Here is a 16,982-nt window from a genome sequence, read left to right as displayed (position 1 = left end):
CCCCCCCCGCCAGCCGCTACGGCTCGGCGCCGCGCCAGCGCATCTGGAAGCGCCTCGACGACGAGCTCGAGATGATCCGTGGGCTGGGCTATGCCTCCTACTTCCTCACCGTCGCCGACATCACCGACCTGATCGGCGAGATGGGCATCCGCCGGGCCGCCCGCGGCTCGGGCGCCGGCAGCCTGGTCAACTACCTCCTCGGCGTCTCCGGCGTCGATCCCATCCGCCACGGCCTGCTGATGGAGCGCTTCCTCTCGCCGCTGCGGGCCTCCTTGCCCGACATCGACGTCGACGTGGAGTCGGCGCGACGCCTCGAGGTCTACGAGGCGATCCTCGACAAGTACGGCGGGGAGCGCTGTGTCTGCGTCTCGATGATGGACACCTACCGCGTCCGCCATGCCGTCCGCGACGTCGGTGCCGCCCTGGGCATGCCGCCCGGCGAGATCGACGCGATCGCCAAGGCGTTTCCCCACATCCGTGCGCGCGACGCCCGGGTCGCGTTGCGCGAGCTGCCCGAGCTGCGGGCCAGCGGTCTGGGCGAGGACCGGCTCGATCTCATGTTCCGGCTCGTCGAGCGCCTCGACGGGCTGCCCCGGCACATCGCCGTACACCCCTGTGGAGTGCTGCTCTCCGACATCACCCTGCTCGACCGCACCCCGGTCGAGGCGTCCTATGCCGGGTTCCCGATGAGCCAGTTCGACAAGGACGACGTGGAGGCGCTCGGGCTGCTCAAGCTCGACGTGCTCGGCATCCGCATGCAGTCGGCGATGGCCCATGCGGTGGCCGAGATCAGCCGCGTCGACGACGTGCAGTTGGACCTCGACGACGAGGCACAGGTGCCCTTCGACGACGAGACGACCTTCACGATGATCAGCGAGGCCAAGACCCTCGGCGTCTTCCAGATCGAGTCGCCCGGCCAGCGCGAGCTCGTCGGCAAGTCCGGCATCGACTCCTTCGACGACATCATCACCGACATCTCGCTGTTCCGGCCCGGCCCGGTCAAGAGCGACATGATCACCCCCTACCTCGAGGCCAAGCAGGGCTGGAAGACCGTCCACTACATCCACGACGACCTACGACCGATCCTCGAGCAGACCCAGGGCGTGGTGGTCTTCCACGAGCAGGTCATCGAGATGATCGCGCTGCTCACCGGCGTCTCCTACGCCGAGGCCGACGAGAAGCGGCGCGCCCTCGGCGACGTCGAGGGGATGGCGCAGACGAAGGTCTGGTTCTTCCCGCGCGCGCTCGGTCGCGGCTATGCCCTGCCCCTGGTGGAGCGGATCTGGAAGGTGCTCGAGGCCTTCGCCTCCTTCGGCTTCTGCAAGGCCCATGCCGCGGCCTTCGCGCTGCCGACCTATCAGTCGGCCTGGCTCAAGGCCCACTGGCCGGCCCACTTCCTCGCCGGCGTGCTCACCCACGACCCGGGGATGTATCCCAAGCGGCTGATCCTCGACGACGCCCGGCAGTTCGGGATCGGCGTGCACGGGCTCGACGTCAACGCCTCCGCCGCCAACTACGTCGTGGAGCGGACCGACGACGAGGGCTATGCGATCCGGCTGGCGCTGGCCGAGGTCAAGGGCATCAGCGGCGCCGAGGTGACCCGCATCGTCGCCGCCCGGCGCGACGCCCCCTACGTCTCGCTGTCCGACTTCTTCCAGCGCGCCCAGACCTCACGCCCGGTGCTGGAGCGACTGGTCCTGGCCGGCGGGTTCGACGCGGTCTACGACATCGGCGGCAGCGAGCAGACCGTCCGGCCGCGCGGCCGGCTCACCCGCCGCGACCTCCTGCTCCAGATCGCCGAGCTCGACCTGCACGCCCGCGCCGTCGACCGCGCCGCGCGTGGTCGGGGTCGCGGGTTGTCGCGGACCACCGGCCGGGCCCCGGCTCGTGCGACCGTGCGCGCCGACGAGGCGGCCGGTCGCAACAGCACCGACCCGACGGCCCGCGAGCAGGCGCCCACCCTGGAGCGACACCCGCTGGCCGACTCCGGGGTGTGGGCCAGGGCCGCCGCCCAGTCCAGGGCCACGGCCGCGCCGCGCCCGATCGAGTCGGTGCAGCTCACCTTGAGCCTCGGCGACGAACCCGGCTCCGGTGGCGAGGTGGCGACCGGGCTGCCGGAGATGACCACCGACGAACGGATGCGCGCCGAGCTGGAGATCCTCGGGCTCGACGTCACCCAGCACGTCGTGACCCCCTACTCCGACTTCCTCGACGCGCTCGGCACCACCCGCAGCAAGGACCTCCTCATGCGCCGCAGCCGCTCCGAGCTGCTGGTCGCCGGTGTGAAGGTCGCGACCCAGACACCCCCGATCCGCTCCGGGCGCCGCGTCATCTTCCTGACCCTCGACGACAGCACCGGCCCGGTCGACTGCACGTTCTTCGAGGATGCGCAGGGCCCGTACGCCGCCACGGTCTTCCACTCCTGGCTGCTGGTCGTGCGCGGCGAGCTGCGACGCACCGGTCGGCGAGGAGTGTCCCTGCGCGCCACCGGCGCCTGGGAGCTGCCCGCCCTGCACGCCATCTGGCAGCGCGCCCGCACCCGCGAGGACGCGATCGCCGCGGTCCGGGCCGAGCTCGCCCGGGTGCCCGAGGGCTACACCCGGGCCGACGAACCCGAGCGTCGCCGGGTGCTGGTGCACTCCAGCGGCTTCCAGATGTCGCCCTACTCCGACATCTCGCCGGCCGGGGAGTCCAGCAAGGACGTCGCGCGGAAGTTGTGGCACCGCAGCCCGGGGAGTCCCGGATGACCCGCCTCGCCCCACTAGGGTTGTCCCCATGTCAGCCAGTGAGCGCCGCCAGTCCGTCCGCACCGGCGTGGTGTGGGCGGCCGTGCAGGCACTGCTCGGCGACACCGACGCAGGGCCTGCTCGCATCGTCGACGTCGGTGGCGGCACCGGCGGCTTCGCCGTACCCCTTGCCCAGCTCGGGCACCGCGTCGAGGTCATCGACCCCAGCCCCGACGCGCTCGCCGCGCTCGACCGGCGAGCCCGCGAGGCCGGCGTCGCCGACCAGGTCACCGGCCAGCAGGGCGACCTCGCCGACCTCGCCACCTTGGTCGACGAGGCCGACCTGGTGCTGTGCCACGGCGTGCTCGACGTCGTCGACGACCCCGCCGCCGCGCTGGCGAGCATCGCCTCGGTGCTGCGTCCCGGCGGACACCTCAGCCTGCTCGTCGCCCAGCGGCACGCCGCCGTCGTGGCGCGCGCCATGGCCGGCCACTTCCAGGCTGCCCGCGACCTGCTCGACGACCCGACGGCGGGCGCGCGGGGCGGTCACCGCTTCACCGCCGAGGAGCTCGCACCGATGCTCACCGCGGCCGACCTGTCGACCATCACGGTCCACGGTGTCCGGGTCTTCGCCGACCTCGTGCCCGGTTCGCTGCTCGACCTCGAGCCCGGCGCCTCCGCCGCGCTGGTCGAGCTCGAAGCCGCCGTCTCCACACGGGCCGAGTTCCTCCCGCTCGCGACCCAGCTGCACGTGCTCGCCCAGCGCTGAGGCGGCCCCGCCGCCGTGCGCCAGCGGTGGCTCACGCACCGCTCGGCCGGGGACCGGGGTGTCCCCGTGCTGACGACGACCCCGATCCTGCACGTCGACATGGATGCGTTCTACGCCTCCGTCGCGACCCGCGAACGCCCCGAGCTGACCGACGTGCCGGTGATCGTCGGCGGCGGCAGCCGCGGGGTGGTGCTCTCGGCCAACTACCTCGCCCGGGCGTACGGCGTCCGCTCGGCGTTGCCGATGACGCGGGCCCGGCGGCTGTGCCCGGGCGCGGTGGTGATCCCACCCGACTTCGAGACCTTCGCGAGCGTCTCGGCCTCGGTGCTGGAGAACTTCCGCCGCGTCACCCCGCTGGTCGAGGTGGTCTCCCTCGACGAGGCCTTCCTCGACGTACGCGGCTCGACCCGACGGCTGGGGTCGCCGGTGGAGATCGCCGAGCACCTGCGAGCCGTGGTCCACGACGAGCAGGGCATCACCTGCTCGGTCGGGGTGGCCGCATCGGTCTCGGTGGCCAAGCTGGCCAGTCGCCGGGCCAAGCCCGACGGAGTGGTGGTGGTGCCGCCCTCCCGGGTGACGGCCTTCCTGCACCCGCTCGACGTCGGCGAGCTGTGGGGAGTGGGGGAGAAGACCCAGGCGATGTTGCACAGGCTGGGACTGATGACGATCGGCGACGTCGCCAACACCCCGGTGCGCACTCTCCAGCGGGCCGTCGGCCACCACCTCGGCACCCAGCTGCACGAGCTGGCATGGGGCACCGACCGACGGGCGATCACCCCGAAGGCGGGACCGCTGGAGCCGGAGCGGTCGATGGGCGCCGACGAGACCTTCGCCCGCGACACCGACGACCGGGAGGTGATCGGGCGCGAGCTGCTCCGGCTCTCGCACCGCGTCACCGGCCGGATGCGCACCGCCGGCGTGGCCGGTCGGACCGTCACCATCAAGATCCGCTTCGCCGACTTCACCACCATCACCCGTTCGCGCACCCTGCCGGAGGCCACCGACGTGACGGTGGAGATCCATCGCACTGCCATCCAGCTCTATGACGCGCTCGGTCTCCAGCGGGCCCGGCTGCGGCTGGTGGGGGTGCGCGTGGAGGGGCTGGTCCCGCGCGCGAGCGTGCAACGACAGCTCGTCCTGGGCGAGCCGGAGCACGGCTGGGCCGAGGCAGATCGCGCTGTCGACCGGGCTGCTCGGCGCTTCGGATCGGCCGCGGTGAGACCCGCGAGCCTCCTGCGATCCACCTGAGAGGGTGAATTTTCCAGAGGCGCTACCTCCGCCGCCCAACCCGTGCCTAGACTTGGACCGTGCCCCTGTCCGAGGAAGAACTGCGACTGCTCGAGCAGATGGAGCGTGCCCTGGTCGAGGAGGACCCCAAGCTCGCCTCCACGCTCCGAGGCACCACCATGCAACGGGTGGCTCGCCGCCGCGCGATCATCGCCGGTGTGGTGTTCGCCCTCGGCATGGCAGCCCTCACCACGGGCGTGCTGGCCAGCCAGCCGATCGTCGGCATCGTCGGCTTCGTGGTCATGCTCGCGGCGGCCACCATCGGCGTGACTGCCCTGCGCAATCCGGCCATGCTCCAGCAGCCGATGCGCGAGACGCGGCACGAGGGCTTCGGCGTCGTCGACGGCGGCCGGGCACACCGGCCCAAGCTGCGCGGCCTGCGCCGCCACCACTCCTCGAGCTCGTCCGGCTCCTTCATGGACCGGATGGAAGAGCGCTGGCGGCACCGCCGCGAGCAGGGCTTCTAGACCTCAGCCCCGCACCGAGTCACTCGTCTCGCGGGTGACCACTTCCCGCGCCGGGACGTACGGCGAGGGCCGCAACGACCTCGGCAGCACCCTCGACCGGCGCCGCACCCGGGGCCCGACCCCGCGGTCGAGCGCCTCCTCGATCGTGCGCACGTCGAGCATGGCCTGTTCGGCGTCGACCGAGGCGCCGGAGCGGGAGTAGCGCGCGCGCTCGACCTGCTCGACCAGCCGGTCGAGGGCGCGCACGGCGTCCGGGGCGTGCTCGGCTCCGTGCCGAGGCCGATCCAGGCTCTCGTCGCCGTCGGCGGAGCCGAACCAGCCGGCCAGCCAGGCGGCGGTGGCCCGGGGCGATCGCCCGTGCGGCCAGCCGTGGCCGAGGTCGACCGCGTGGTCGCGCAGCTCCGCCCAGAGGGCTTCGATGTCGCCCAGCAAGCGGCGCTCGCGCCGACGGCGGCGTACGAACGACGGCAGCAGGACCAGCGCAGCGACCAGGAGCAGCGCCAGCGTCGCCAGCACGACGCCCAGCCACGGGAACGTCGATCCGTCGCCCTCGGTGGCACCGGCGTCGGGGTCGGCGGTCTCGCCGCGCGTCGGCACCTCGTCGACCGGACCGCGGGCGCTCGGCGACGGGCTGGACGTCACCGGTGCCAGGTCGGCGCTGGTGTAGGCCGGGACGGTCTCGGCGCGGACGCTCGGAGTGGGTTCGAAGCGCACCCAGCCGGCGCCCGGGAAGAACAGCTCGGGCCAGGCGTGCAGGTCGTGCGCCCAGAACTCGTACTGGTTGGGGCCGGCGGGCCGCGAGTTCAAGAAGCCCACGGCCACCCGCGCGGGGATGCCGATGATGCGGGCCATGATCGCCATGGACGCGGCGAACTGCTCGCAGTAGCCGACCCGGCCGGACTCGGCCAGGAACGCGCTCAGGCTGCCGGGGTCGTCGTCGACGTTGGCGGTGCTGTACTCGAAGCCCCCGTCCTCGCGGAACCACTGCTGCAGGGCCCGGGCCTTGCGGAACCGGGTCGCCTCGTCGGCGGTGACCGCGGCCGCCAGGCTGCGGATCTCACCGGAGACCGAGCCGGGCACCTCGAGGTAGGCCGAGCGCACCGCGGCGCCGCCCGACACGGAGTTGTCCATGAGCTCGGGGTCGGGGACCACCTCGACGCCGGAGAACTCATAGCTCAGGTCGGCGGTGGTGACGCCCTTGTCGGTGCTCATGAAGTCCATCGTCGACCGGTCGTAGCGCCAGTCGCCGAGCACGCTCATCTGCGAGACCTGCGGGGTGGTGGGCAACCACTCCGAGTCGAAGTCGCTGGTGACCTCGACGCGATATCGCGCCTGCGTGCGGTTCGTGCCCGAGGCGACGCCGAGGAGCGGCGGCATCATGCCGCGCGCGACCTGGGTCTCGGGGATGTCGCGGTCACCGGGCGTCCAGGTGTCACCGTTGAAGCGGGTCAGTACCGCCAGCCTGAAGTAGGACGGGTTCTTCTGGGAGGTGGTCACCCGCAGCAGCGGGATGTCCTCGCCGCGGTTGAGGTCGCGGCGCAGGTCGACCATCGGATCGGCCACCTCGATCTGTCGGGTGCCGGGGCCACTGCCCTCGAACAGCGTGACATCGAGCGTCGGCACCAGGATCGGTAGTGCCAGCGCCAGCGACGTTGCGGTCGCGCCGATGGCCACGGCAGAGCCGCGTACGGCGCCGGTGCGGACCCCGAAGGCGCTGGGGTCGGCGTCCTCGTCGTCGGCGTTGCCGGTCATCCCGCGGCCCCAGCGCTCGACCTGCTCGGCGTGCACGAGGTAGAGCATGCTGAGGAAGCCGATGGCCATCGCGACGAAGGCGAACCAGGAGGCGCCGTTGCCGGTGATCGAGACCGGCACGCTGTAGACGGTCAGGAGCGCGAGCCCGGCCAGCGGGATCCGGCGCAGGGCACCGGCGAGCAGGTCGACCACGATGAACGCGACGACACCGGCGCTCAGCACGATGGCGGTGATGGGGGGCGCCCCGACTGGGATCGGTGCCCTGAACGCCTGGGCCGACGCGATCGCGTCGGAGAAGGCGGTGAGGAACTCGTCGAGCGTCGTCGGCGTCGGCAGCATCGACCCGGTGACCGTGCCGAGCACGAACATCGCGCCCACCACGACCTGCACGACGAGCACGACCACGACCGGGAGGCGCAGCCAGCGCCCGAGCCCGCCGAGGACGGCGATCAGTGCACCGATGAAGAACAGGGGGACGCTGGCCCTGGCCGAGGCCGTCGTGAACGTGCCCCACGAGAGCAGGGTGAACCACGTGGTCGCCGCTGCGACCCCGGCCAGGCCGAGGGTGCGGTTGAGCGGGGTGCGCCGCCGACTCATCCGGGTGGTCATGACTGGACCTTCTGCCGGTTGCTGAGTCGTCCGAGCTCTTGCCAGACGACCTCGAGGTGGTCGCGTGGTCGCAGGGTGACGGCTCGCCACCCGGTGCTGGCCAGGGCTTCCGAGGTCGTCGCCGTGCCGGACGGGGAGAGGTGTGGCGCCCAGGCGTCGACGTCGAGGGCGATGGCCGCGGAGGTGGCGGCGTGGTGCCGCAGCCGCTTGAGGAAGCGGCCGTCGTTGTCGGAGATGGCGCCGAGCACGGCGATGAGCAGGCCGCCGTGGGCGGGCTCCGCGAGCCACGCGGTGTCGAGCTGGGGCGAGTGCTCGACCTGGACGACGGCCAGCGCCTCCAGCAGGGGAGCGGTGTTGACCGCCGCCGAGCGTGAGTGCCACGCGGTGCCGGGTTCCTCGCCCGTCGCCGTGACGAGGCGTACGGCGTAGCCCCGCTGGCTCAGGTGCACCGCGACCGATGCCGCTGCGGACACAGCGGCCTCGAGCGACGAGGCGACGCCCTGGCCGCGGTGGGAGACCAACCGGTTGTCGAGGAACACGGTGGCCCGTGACTGCCAGGGCTGCTCCTCGCGCCGGACCATCAGCTCGCCGACGCGCGCCGAGCTGCGCCAGTGCACGCGCCGCAGGTCGTCGCCGCGTCGGTACTCGCGGACCGTGACGTCCTCCGCGCTGCCGATGGCGAAGGCACGGGGCCGGTTGTCGCCTGATCCGGTCCAGGCCCCGCCGAGCGGGATGCCGGGCAGCGCGACGGTGCGCGGGGTGACGGTCAGGGGAGCGGTGGTGTGGAAGGCGCGGCCGAGCTCGACCAGGCCGAAGGGGTCGGTGACGCGCACGGACATCGGGCCGATGTGGAACTGGCCGCGGACGTCGGAGCGGACCTGGTAGGTCACGTGGCGGCGCCAGCCGTGGCCGATGCCCTCGAGCACGAAGCGCGGGCGGGTGCCGAGGACGTAGGGCAGGTGGTCCTCGAGCAGCAGCACCCCGGTGGGCGTGCGGGCCTCGTTGGTGAGGGTGAGCTGCACCCGCGCGGACTGGCCGGCGGCGACGAGCTGGGGGGAGACGGTGCGGGTCAGCGCGAGGCGGTAGCGCGAACGGCCGATCCACAGCGCGGCGAGGAGCGGGAGCGCCACCACCAGGACGCCGATGCGGACCAGGGGCGTCTGGCCGACGATGATCGCGCAGACGATCGTGGTCACGCCGGCGGCCAGGAACACCCGCCCACGGACGGTCAGGCCGGCGAGGGCCTCACGCACGGCCGGCTTCGGGGACCGGCACCCCGGCCAGGATGCCGTCCAGGATGGTGGTGCTCGCGCGTCCACTCATGGCGGACTCGACGCTGGGCAGCAAACGGTGGGCGAGCACGGGTCGCGCGAGACCGTGGACGTCGTCGGGGAGCACGTAGTCGCGACCCGCCATGGCGGCCACGGCCTTCGCCGCGCGCACGAGGTGCAGCGTCGCCCGGGGCGAGGCGCCGAGGTGGAGCTCGGTCGAGTTGCGGGTGGCGGTGGTCAGGGCGACGGCATAGCGCTGCACCGCCGAGGAGACGTGTACCTGCCCGACGATCTCGGTCAGCTTGCGGATCTCGCCGGCGTCGGTCACGGGCTCGAGGTCGTCGAGGGGGTTGGCCGTGGTGTGCGAGTTGAGCATGGCGATCTCGGCGGCCTCGACGGGGTAGCCGACCGACACCCGCGCCATGAAGCGGTCGCGCTGTGCCTCGGGGAGGGCGTAGGTGCCCTCCATCTCGATCGGGTTCTGGGTGGCGATCACCATGAACGGCTTCTCGAGCATGTAGGTCGTGTTGTCGACGGTGACCTGGCGCTCCTCCATGCACTCCAGCAGCGCTGACTGCGTCTTGGGGGAGGCGCGGTTGATCTCGTCGCCGACCACGATGTTGGCGAAGACGCCGCCGGGCCGGAACTCGAACTCGCGGGTGTTCTGGTTGAAGACCGAGACGCCCGTGACGTCGGAGGGCAACAGGTCGGGCGTGAACTGGATGCGGCGCACCGTGGAGTCGATGCTGCGCGCGAGGGCCTTGGCCAGCTGGGTCTTGCCGACACCGGGGACGTCCTCGATCAGGAGGTGACCCTCCGCGAGCAGCACCACGACCGCTGCCGACACCACGTCGGGCTTGCCCTCGATGACGCGCTCGATGTTGGTGCGGATGCGACCGACGACGCGCGCGAGCGTCTCCAGGTCTGCCCCTTGATCCGCCTGGCCTGCGAACGACTGACTCACGTGCTGCCCACTCCCTCGTCCCGACCCGATTGACGGGTGCTGCGACCACCGTATGACGTGCCCGCAAGTGATCGGTCGCACTTCCCCACCTTTCCCTCCATTTTCCACCACCGCGTCGCGCCGATCTCCTCCACCGGCGCTCCACCGGGGCTCCAGGGCCCGGTTTTCCGCGGTACGCCGCGCCTTACCGCCCACAGGCAGGCCCCCGAAAACGGCGCGAACGGGGCGGGAAACGCCCGGAACATGGTTGACGGTGGAGCGTTGTGGGGTAAGGTGGAGCGAAGTGGGGGACAGGGTCGTTCTCGCACATCGAGCAGGGGAGGTGCCGGATGTTCTTCGGCACCTACACGCCCAAGCTCGATGAGAAGGGCCGGCTGTTCCTCCCCGCGAAGTTCAGGGACCAGCTCACGGAGGGACTCGTCGTGACCAGAGGGCAGGAGCGCTGCTTGACGGTCTGGTCGATGGAGGACTTCCAAGGATTGACCGACCGGCTCCGCGAGGCGCCGGTGACCAACAAGGGCACTCGTGACTACGTCCGCATGCTGTTCGCCGCGGCCTCCCAGGAGGTCCCCGACAAGCAGGGGCGCATCTCGATCCCCGGGTCGCTACGTGAATACGCATCTCTCACCAAGGACGTCGTCGTCATCGGCTCGATGAACCGCATCGAGATCTGGGACCCGACGGCATGGACGGCCTACTCCGAGGAGCAGGAGCAGAAGTTCTCCGAGCTCAGCGACGAGGTCTTCCCCGGCATCTAGCAGCACCAGCCAGACAACAGAACAACTGACGTGGTCCGCAGCACCCGGTCTCGTGTCCGCTCCCTCTCGTCTTCTGACTCACCTTCCCCGGTGTCAGACGGCACTTCCCTGGGGGAGCGGGCAGGGACCAGGTCCGGCGGCCCAGTCAGTCCAGCCAGACAGTCAGCGCCAGCACCAACAACCAACGTGGGGTCGAGATCATGAGCAGCACCGCAGTCACTCGCAGCCCGGGCGGGATGGCCGGCCGGCCACCGCGCGTGCGCGAGCAGGCTCGCGACGCTGTCAGCCTGATGGTCTTCTCGGCCGCCACCTCGGCGGGACTCACCGTGGCGCTCTTCGTCCTCATGCACGTGGGTCGGTAGGCGGAACCGATGAGCACCCCCCAACACGCCCCGGTCATGCTCGACCGGGTCGTTGCTCTTCTGGCGCCCGCACTCGCCCACGAGGGCTCCGTGATGATCGACTGCACCCTCGGCCTCGGTGGTCACACCGAAGCCGTCCTCCAGCAGTGCGAGACGGCCCGGGTCATCGGCATCGACCGCGACACCGCCGCCCTCGAGCTGGCCGGCGAGCGGCTCCGCCCGTTCGGCGACCGCTTCATCGGCGTACACGCCGTCTATGACGAGATCGCCGACGTCGTGCGCGACCAGGGCCTCGACCACGTCGACGCGGTCCTCTTCGACCTGGGCGTCTCCTCCATGCAGCTCGACGTCCGCGAGCGCGGTTTCGCCTACGCCGTCGACGCGCCGCTCGACATGAGGATGGACGGCACCACCGGACCCACGGCGGCCGACGTGCTCAACACCTACTCCGCGGCCGACCTGACCCGCGTGCTGCGCGACTACGGCGAGGAGAAGTTCGCCAAGAAGATCGCGTACGCGGTCGTGCGCCAGCGCGAGACCGAGCCGTTCACCACCAGCGCCCGCCTCGTCGAGCTGCTCTATGCCGAGATCCCGGCACCCGCGCGCCGTAGCGGGGGACACCCGGCCAAGCGCACCTTTCAGGCCCTGCGCATGGAGGTCAACGACGAGCTGGCCGTGCTCCGCCGCGCGATGCCCGCCGCCATCGACGCGATCGGCGTGGGCGGGCGCGTGGTGGTCGAGTCCTACCACTCGCTCGAGGACCGGCTCGTCAAGCGCGCGTTCACCGCGGTGACGCGCCTCGACGTCCCCGAGGACCTGCCCTTCCTGCCCGAGGGCAGCGAGCCGCTGCTGCGCCTGGTCACCCGTGGCGCGGAGGTCGCCGACGAGCAGGAGATCGAGCAGAACCCGCGCGCCGCCTCCGTCCGGCTGCGCGCTGTCGAACGAGTCCGCCCATCCCTTCCCCAGACCCGGCCCAGCCGAGGAGCCACCCGATGAGCAGTCCCGCCGTCCAGATCCGCAACCGTGTTCCGCGCATCGCCACCGCCGCCGTCGAGAGGGCCCGCCTCTCCGTCGTCCCCCGCGCGCGGACCCGCGCGCCCAAGGTGCCGTTCGTGACCCTGGTGACGCTGATCTTGATCAGTGGCGTCGTCGGCCTGCTGCTGTTCAACACCTCGATGCAGCAGTCGTCCTTCGCGGCGACCTCGCTCGAGGAGCAGGCGACCACGCTGGCGGCGCGCGAGCAGACGTTGAAGATGGAGCTCGAGGACCTGCGCAACCCGGACCGGGTCGCGAACCAGGCGCAGGAGATGGGCATGGTCGTGCCGGCCGCGCCCACCTTCCTCACCCTCGACGGCACGGTCCTCGGCGAGAGGGTGCCGGCGCTGCCGGAGGACAAGCTCGACCTGACCCCGCCCGCGCCGATCAAGCCGCAGGTCCTCGACCCGGCCCCGACGATCGTGAAGGTCACTGCCGAGCCGACCCCACTCGACGCCACGAAGACGCAGGCCCGCAAGCGCCGCTGACGGCGCGGCACCCGGCGCGAGGGCGCCGGTGCCACCTAGTTTTGTGCTCACCACTCTGGACGGAGTTACGTTGCCTCACGAGACGACCAGCGAGAAGCGGCTGCGTCCTCAGGACGCGCGTCGCGGTGCTCCGCACTTCCGGCTCAGGTTCGGCCTGATCGTGATCGCGATCGTGCTGTCGTTCTTCGGTGCGCGGCTCGTCCAGCTGCAGGGCATCGATCCCAACTCGTACGCCGCCATGGCGGCCGCCGAGAGCGTCGTGGAGGTCACCCTGCCGGCCGAGAGGGGCGACATCCTCGACCGCAACGGACTCCCGCTGGCCGACTCGATCCACGGTAAGATGGTCGTGGCCGACCCCTTCATGACCGCCGACGACGCCCCGGCCCTCGCGACCGTGCTCTCGCAGCGGCTCGACGTCGACTACTTCAAGACCCTCACCCGCCTGCGCGAGGAAGGCAGCCGCTTCGAGTACATCGCGCGCCGGGTGCCGAGCACGCTCGCCGGCGACGTCCTCAGCGAGCTGGACGAGGCCGGCTACGAGGGCATCACCCTGCGTGACGACCCGATCCGCGACTATCCCGCCGACGACGTGGCGGCCAACCTGCTCGGCTTCATGGGCACCGACGAGGCCCTCGGCGGCCTCGAGCGCACCTTCGACGCCCAGCTCTCCGGCACCGACGGCACTGCCCGCTTCCAGACCGGCGGCGGCAACCGGATCCCGCTGGGGGAGAACACCGTCGTCCCGGCCAAGAACGGCGCGCCGCTGACCACCACGATCGACCAGGACCTGCAGTGGTTCACCCAGCGGGTGCTCACCCAGACGCTGCGGCAGTACAGGGCGAAGAGCGGTGTCGCCATCGTCCAGGACTCCCGCACCGGCGAGGTGATGGCCCTGGCCGACGCCCCGACCTTCAACGCCAACAAGCCGCTGGAGGCGGACGAGGACGACCTCGGCTCGCGCGCGATCAACGACGCCTACGAGCCCGGCTCGGTGCAGAAGGTGCTGACTGCCGCGTCGCTGATCGACGCCGGCAAAGTCACCCCCCGCACCAAGCTCCGGATCCCGCCGAACCTGCCGCGCCAGGACCGGGTGATCGGCGACTGGTTCGACCACGGCAACATCCGGCTCACGCTGGCCGGTGTCATCGCCAAGTCGTCCAACATCGGCACCGTCCTCGCGGCCGACGCGTTCACGCCGGTCGACCTCGTCGGCTACCTCCAGAAGTTCGGCCTCGGCCAGCGCACCGGCATCGGCATGCGCGGGGAGTCGCCCGGCATCCTGACGCCCGGCGACGTGATGACGTCGCAGACCAAGGACCGCGTCGCCTTCGGCCAGTCGGTCTCGGTCAACGCGGTCCAGATGGCGACGGCCGTCAACACCATCGCCAACGGCGGGGTGCGGATCTCGCCCAGCATCATCCGGGGCTCCGCGACGACCGAGGACGGCACCGTCGTCGGCACCGACGTGGCGACCGAGGAGCGGGTCGTCAGCGCCCGGGCGGCGAAGCAGACCGCGCGGATGATGGAGCGTGTCGTCGACGAGGACGCCGGCGTCGCGCCGCGCGCCCAGGTCCCCGGTTACCTCGTCGCAGGCAAGACCGGCACCGCCCAGCGCGTGGACCCGGACTGCGGTTGCTACGACGGATCGACCTCCGTGTCCTTCGGCGGGTTCGCCCCCGCGGACGACCCGCGGTTCACCGTCTACGTCGTCCTCCACGACCCCCAGGTCGACGGAGGCGGTGGCTCGATCTCCGGTCCCGCCTTCTCCCGGATCATGGGATACGCGCTGAGCCGCTACCGCGTCCCCCCGACCGAGGGGAAGCCGTCGCGACTCCCCGTCGAGTGGTGACCGGGCAGCGATACCCTCCGCTCGTGGACCACCATGCGCTTTCGGGGCGCCCCTCGTCGCCGACCGCGACGCCGCTGCACGACCTCGCGGCGTGGCTCGAGACGATCACGCCCGTGCGCACCGTGGGTGCGCTGGCCGCGGAGGTCACCGGCATCTCGCTGAGCACCCAACGCATCCAGTCCGGTGACGTGTACGCCGCCCTGCCGGGCGCCCGCGCGCACGGAGCCGACTTCGCCGGCACCGCCCTGGCGGCCGGTGCGGTCGCCGTGCTCACCGACCCGGCCGGCGCCGAGCTGCTGCCGGCCGGCACCGCGGCGATCGTCGTCGACCAGCCGCGACACGTGCTCGGGAAGGTGGCCGCGCGGATCTACGGCGAGCCCGCGCAGGCGATGCAGATGATCGGCGTCACCGGCACCCAGGGCAAGACGACCACGACGCGACTGCTGGAGGACGGGCTCGAGGCGGTCGGCATCACCGGCGCGGTCATCGGCACCGTCGGCACCCGCGTCGCCGGCACCGACATCAAGACCTCGCTGACGACGCCCGAGGCGCCCGACCTGCACGGCCTGTTCGCGCTGATGCGCGAGCGCGGCGTCTCGGCCTGCGCGATGGAGGTCTCCTCCCACGCGCTGGTCCTGGGCCGCGTGGACGGCGTGGTCTTCGACGTCGCGACGTTCCTCAACCTCGGCCGTGACCACCTCGACTTCCACACCGACGTCGACGACTACTTCGCGGCCAAGGCCTCGCTCTTCACCCCCGGCCGTGCCCGGCGTGGACTGACCAACCTCGATGACGAGTTCGGCCGCCTGTTGCTGGAGCGGGCCACGATCCCGATGCAGACGTTCTCGATCCGCGGTCCCGCCGACTGGCAGGCCGTCGACATCGAGCTCGCCGGCGACGGGACCTCCTTCACCGTCCTGGGACCGGACGGCCTGCGATTCCCGGCGCGGGTGCCGGTGCCGGGAGCCTTCAACGTCTCCAACACGCTGGCCGCCATCGCCTCGGCTGCGATCGCCGGCCTCGACGCCGGCCTCGTCGCCACCGGGATCGGCCAGGGCCCCGGTGTGCCGGGCCGCCTGGAGCAGGTCGATGCCGGCCAGGACTTCGTGCTGGTGGTCGACTACGCCCACAAGCCCGACGCCGTCGAGGCCGTCATCGCCACCCTGCGTCCGCTCACCGACGGCCGGGTCATCGTCGTGCTCGGCGCCGGCGGCGACCGCGATCCCGGCAAGCGGCCGATCATGGGCGCCATCGCCGCCCGGCTCGCCGACGTGCTGATCGTGACCGACGACAACCCCCGCACCGAGGACCCGGCCGCGATCCGCGCCGCCGTCCTCGCCGGCACCGGCGACGGGTCGGCCGAGGTCGTCGAGGTCGGCGACCGCCGGGCCGCGATCATCGAGGCCGTACGCCGCGCGGCACCCGGCGACGTCGTGCTGGTCGCCGGCAAGGGACACGAGACGGGCCAGGAGATCCACGGCGAGGTCCACCCCTTCGACGACCGGATCGTCGCCCGCGAGGCCGTGGCAGGGCTGGCGGCGCGATGATCACCATGACGCTGGCCGAGATCGCAGAGGTCGTCGGCGGCACGGCCCACGGTGACGCGACCGTCACGGGTGGCGCCTTCATCGACACCCGCACCCCGGAGGCCGACGGGCTGTTCGTCGCGATCGTGGGGGAGCGGGTCGACGGCCACGACTTCGCCGAGCAGGCCGTCGCCGCAGGCGCTGTCGCGGTCCTGGGCAGCCGGCCCACGAGCGTGCCGACCGTGGTGGTCGACGACGTGGTGACCGCGCTCGGCGACCTGGCGCGCCACGTGCACGACGAGCTGGCCGGCCTGACGACCTATGCGCTGACCGGCTCGCAGGGCAAGACCGGCACCAAGGACTACCTCGCGGCGATCCTCGAGGGCGACGGCCCGACCGTCGCGACCCGGGGCAACTTCAACAACGAGCTGGGTGTGCCGCTGACGGTGCTGCGCGCCGGGCTCGAGACCAAGCACCTCGTCGTGGAGATGGGGGCGCGCGGGGTCGGCCACATCGCCCAGCTGTGCCGCATCGCCCCGCCCGACGTGGCGGCGGTGATCAACGTCGGCACCGCCCACATCGGCGAGTTCGGCAGCCGCGAGGCGATCGCGCAGGCCAAGGGCGAGATCGTCGAGGCGCTCGGCGCGGAGGGCACCGCGGTGCTCAACGCCGACGACCCGCTGGTCGCCGCGATGGCCCCGCGAACCCCCGGCACGCTGGTCACCTTCGGCACCGACGCCATGGTGCGCGCCACCGAGGTCTTCACCGACGACCTCGGCCGACCCTCCTTCGACCTGCAGTGGCGGGGGAGCGGCGCGAGCGTCCACCTCGGCCAGCTCGGCAACCACCAGATCGAGAACGCCTTGGCCGCCGCCGCGATGGCGCTGGCCAACGGGATCGACCTGGATGCCGTCGCCGACGGGCTGACCGTCGCCCGCCCGCCCTCGCGCTGGCGCATGGAGCTGCACGACCGCGTCGACGGCAGTGCCGTCATCAACGACGCCTACAACGCCAACCCCGAGTCGATGGCGGCCGCGCTGGACGTCCTGCGCGGCATCCGCCGGCAGGCCGGCCGGCGCACGATTGCCGTGCTCGGGGAGATGTTCGAGCTCGGTGACG

14 protein-coding genes are annotated in these 16,982 nt (G+C 71.9%); 11 read left to right on the top strand and 3 right to left on the bottom strand.

Annotated features, from left to right (window positions below; genetic code table 11):
- The 4 genes from dnaE to CF8_RS12850 form a co-directional block, all read left to right on the top strand.
- A partial coding sequence (gene dnaE, locus CF8_RS21005) for a DNA polymerase III subunit alpha (RefSeq protein ID WP_156887332.1) occupies nt 1-2,747 on the top strand: 2,747 nt, incomplete at its 5' end.
- 28 nt (nt 2,748-2,775) lie between these two features.
- A complete protein-coding gene (locus CF8_RS12860; RefSeq protein ID WP_010833543.1) occupies nt 2,776-3,495 on the top strand; it encodes a methyltransferase domain-containing protein in 720 nt (239 codons plus the stop codon).
- Nucleotides 3,496-3,561: 66 nt separating this feature from the next.
- Nucleotides 3,562-4,743, top strand: coding sequence for a DNA polymerase IV (gene dinB, locus CF8_RS12855; RefSeq protein WP_010833542.1), 1,182 nt, complete (start codon nt 3,562-3,564; stop codon nt 4,741-4,743).
- 59 nt (nt 4,744-4,802) lie between these two features.
- The gene (locus tag CF8_RS12850) at nt 4,803-5,249 is read left to right on the top strand and encodes a DUF3040 domain-containing protein (RefSeq protein ID WP_010833541.1); all 447 of its coding nucleotides are present in this window, start codon (nt 4,803-4,805) and stop codon (nt 5,247-5,249) included.
- A gap of 3 nt (nt 5,250-5,252) precedes the next feature.
- On the opposite strand, the gene CF8_RS12845 is transcribed toward CF8_RS12850, so the two are convergent.
- The 3 genes from CF8_RS12845 to CF8_RS12835 are packed head-to-tail and all read right to left on the bottom strand — an operon-like array spanning nt 5,253 to nt 9,845.
- A complete protein-coding gene (locus tag CF8_RS12845) occupies nt 5,253-7,610 on the bottom strand; it encodes a transglutaminase family protein (protein ID WP_010833540.1) in 2,358 nt (785 codons plus the stop codon).
- Nucleotides 7,607-8,863 (bottom strand): DUF58 domain-containing protein, encoded by a 1,257-nt coding sequence (locus CF8_RS12840; RefSeq protein WP_010833539.1) that lies wholly within the window; start codon nt 8,861-8,863, stop codon nt 7,607-7,609. Before CF8_RS12840 ends, CF8_RS12845 begins: the two co-directional genes overlap by 4 nt.
- Nucleotides 8,856-9,845, bottom strand: a complete 990-nt coding sequence (locus tag CF8_RS12835; RefSeq protein WP_010833538.1) for an AAA family ATPase — start codon at nt 9,843-9,845, stop codon at nt 8,856-8,858. The genes CF8_RS12840 and CF8_RS12835 overlap by 8 nt, the downstream gene beginning before the upstream one ends.
- A gap of 329 nt (nt 9,846-10,174) precedes the next feature.
- Here CF8_RS12835 and mraZ point away from each other — a divergent pair, with 329 nt between their 5' ends.
- The 7 genes from mraZ to CF8_RS12805 all read left to right on the top strand — a co-directional run.
- Nucleotides 10,175-10,603, top strand: a complete 429-nt coding sequence (gene mraZ / locus CF8_RS12830; protein WP_010833537.1) for a division/cell wall cluster transcriptional repressor MraZ — start codon at nt 10,175-10,177, stop codon at nt 10,601-10,603.
- Nucleotides 10,604-10,803: 200 nt separating this feature from the next.
- A complete protein-coding gene (locus CF8_RS22050) occupies nt 10,804-10,965 on the top strand; it encodes a hypothetical protein (RefSeq protein ID WP_156887223.1) in 162 nt (53 codons plus the stop codon).
- Between the two features lie 9 nt (nt 10,966-10,974).
- The gene (gene rsmH / locus CF8_RS12825; RefSeq protein ID WP_036490960.1) at nt 10,975-11,961 is read left to right on the top strand and encodes a 16S rRNA (cytosine(1402)-N(4))-methyltransferase RsmH; all 987 of its coding nucleotides are present in this window, start codon (nt 10,975-10,977) and stop codon (nt 11,959-11,961) included.
- Nucleotides 11,958-12,488, top strand: a complete 531-nt coding sequence (locus CF8_RS12820; RefSeq protein ID WP_010833535.1) for a hypothetical protein — start codon at nt 11,958-11,960, stop codon at nt 12,486-12,488. The genes rsmH and CF8_RS12820 overlap by 4 nt, the downstream gene beginning before the upstream one ends.
- A 70-nt stretch (nt 12,489-12,558) precedes the next feature.
- On the top strand, nt 12,559-14,337 hold the full coding sequence (locus CF8_RS12815; protein WP_232211507.1) for a peptidoglycan D,D-transpeptidase FtsI family protein: 1,779 nt from the start codon (nt 12,559-12,561) through the stop codon (nt 14,335-14,337).
- Nucleotides 14,338-14,360: 23 nt separating this feature from the next.
- A complete protein-coding gene (locus CF8_RS12810; RefSeq protein WP_010833533.1) occupies nt 14,361-15,884 on the top strand; it encodes a UDP-N-acetylmuramoyl-L-alanyl-D-glutamate--2,6-diaminopimelate ligase in 1,524 nt (507 codons plus the stop codon).
- Nucleotides 15,881-16,982 (top strand): UDP-N-acetylmuramoyl-tripeptide--D-alanyl-D-alanine ligase (locus tag CF8_RS12805; protein WP_232211506.1); only part of this gene is annotated, 1,102 nt, incomplete at its 3' end. The genes CF8_RS12810 and CF8_RS12805, both read left to right, overlap by 4 nt.

The sequence above is a fragment of the Nocardioides sp. CF8 genome (assembly GCF_000389985.1).
In the GTDB taxonomy this organism is placed as follows: Bacteria; Actinomycetota; Actinomycetes; order Propionibacteriales; family Nocardioidaceae; genus Nocardioides; species Nocardioides allogilvus.
This window is presented reverse-complemented; position numbering and strand designations above follow the sequence as displayed.

What these genes read in the sequence shown, in the direction of transcription:
- mraZ (WP_010833537.1), top strand. Translation starts at nt 10,175, where the DNA reads ATGTTCTTCGGCACCTACACGCCCAAGCTCGATGAGAAGGGCCGGCTG.
- CF8_RS12820 (WP_010833535.1), top strand. Translation starts at nt 11,958, where the DNA reads ATGAGCAGTCCCGCCGTCCAGATCCGCAACCGTGTTCCGCGCATCGCC.
- CF8_RS22050 (WP_156887223.1), top strand. Translation starts at nt 10,804, where the DNA reads ATGAGCAGCACCGCAGTCACTCGCAGCCCGGGCGGGATGGCCGGCCGG.
- CF8_RS12845 (WP_010833540.1), bottom strand. Translation starts at nt 7,610, where the DNA reads ATGACCACCCGGATGAGTCGGCGGCGCACCCCGCTCAACCGCACCCTC.
- CF8_RS12860 (WP_010833543.1), top strand. Translation starts at nt 2,776, where the DNA reads ATGTCAGCCAGTGAGCGCCGCCAGTCCGTCCGCACCGGCGTGGTGTGG.
- rsmH (WP_036490960.1), top strand. Translation starts at nt 10,975, where the DNA reads ATGAGCACCCCCCAACACGCCCCGGTCATGCTCGACCGGGTCGTTGCT.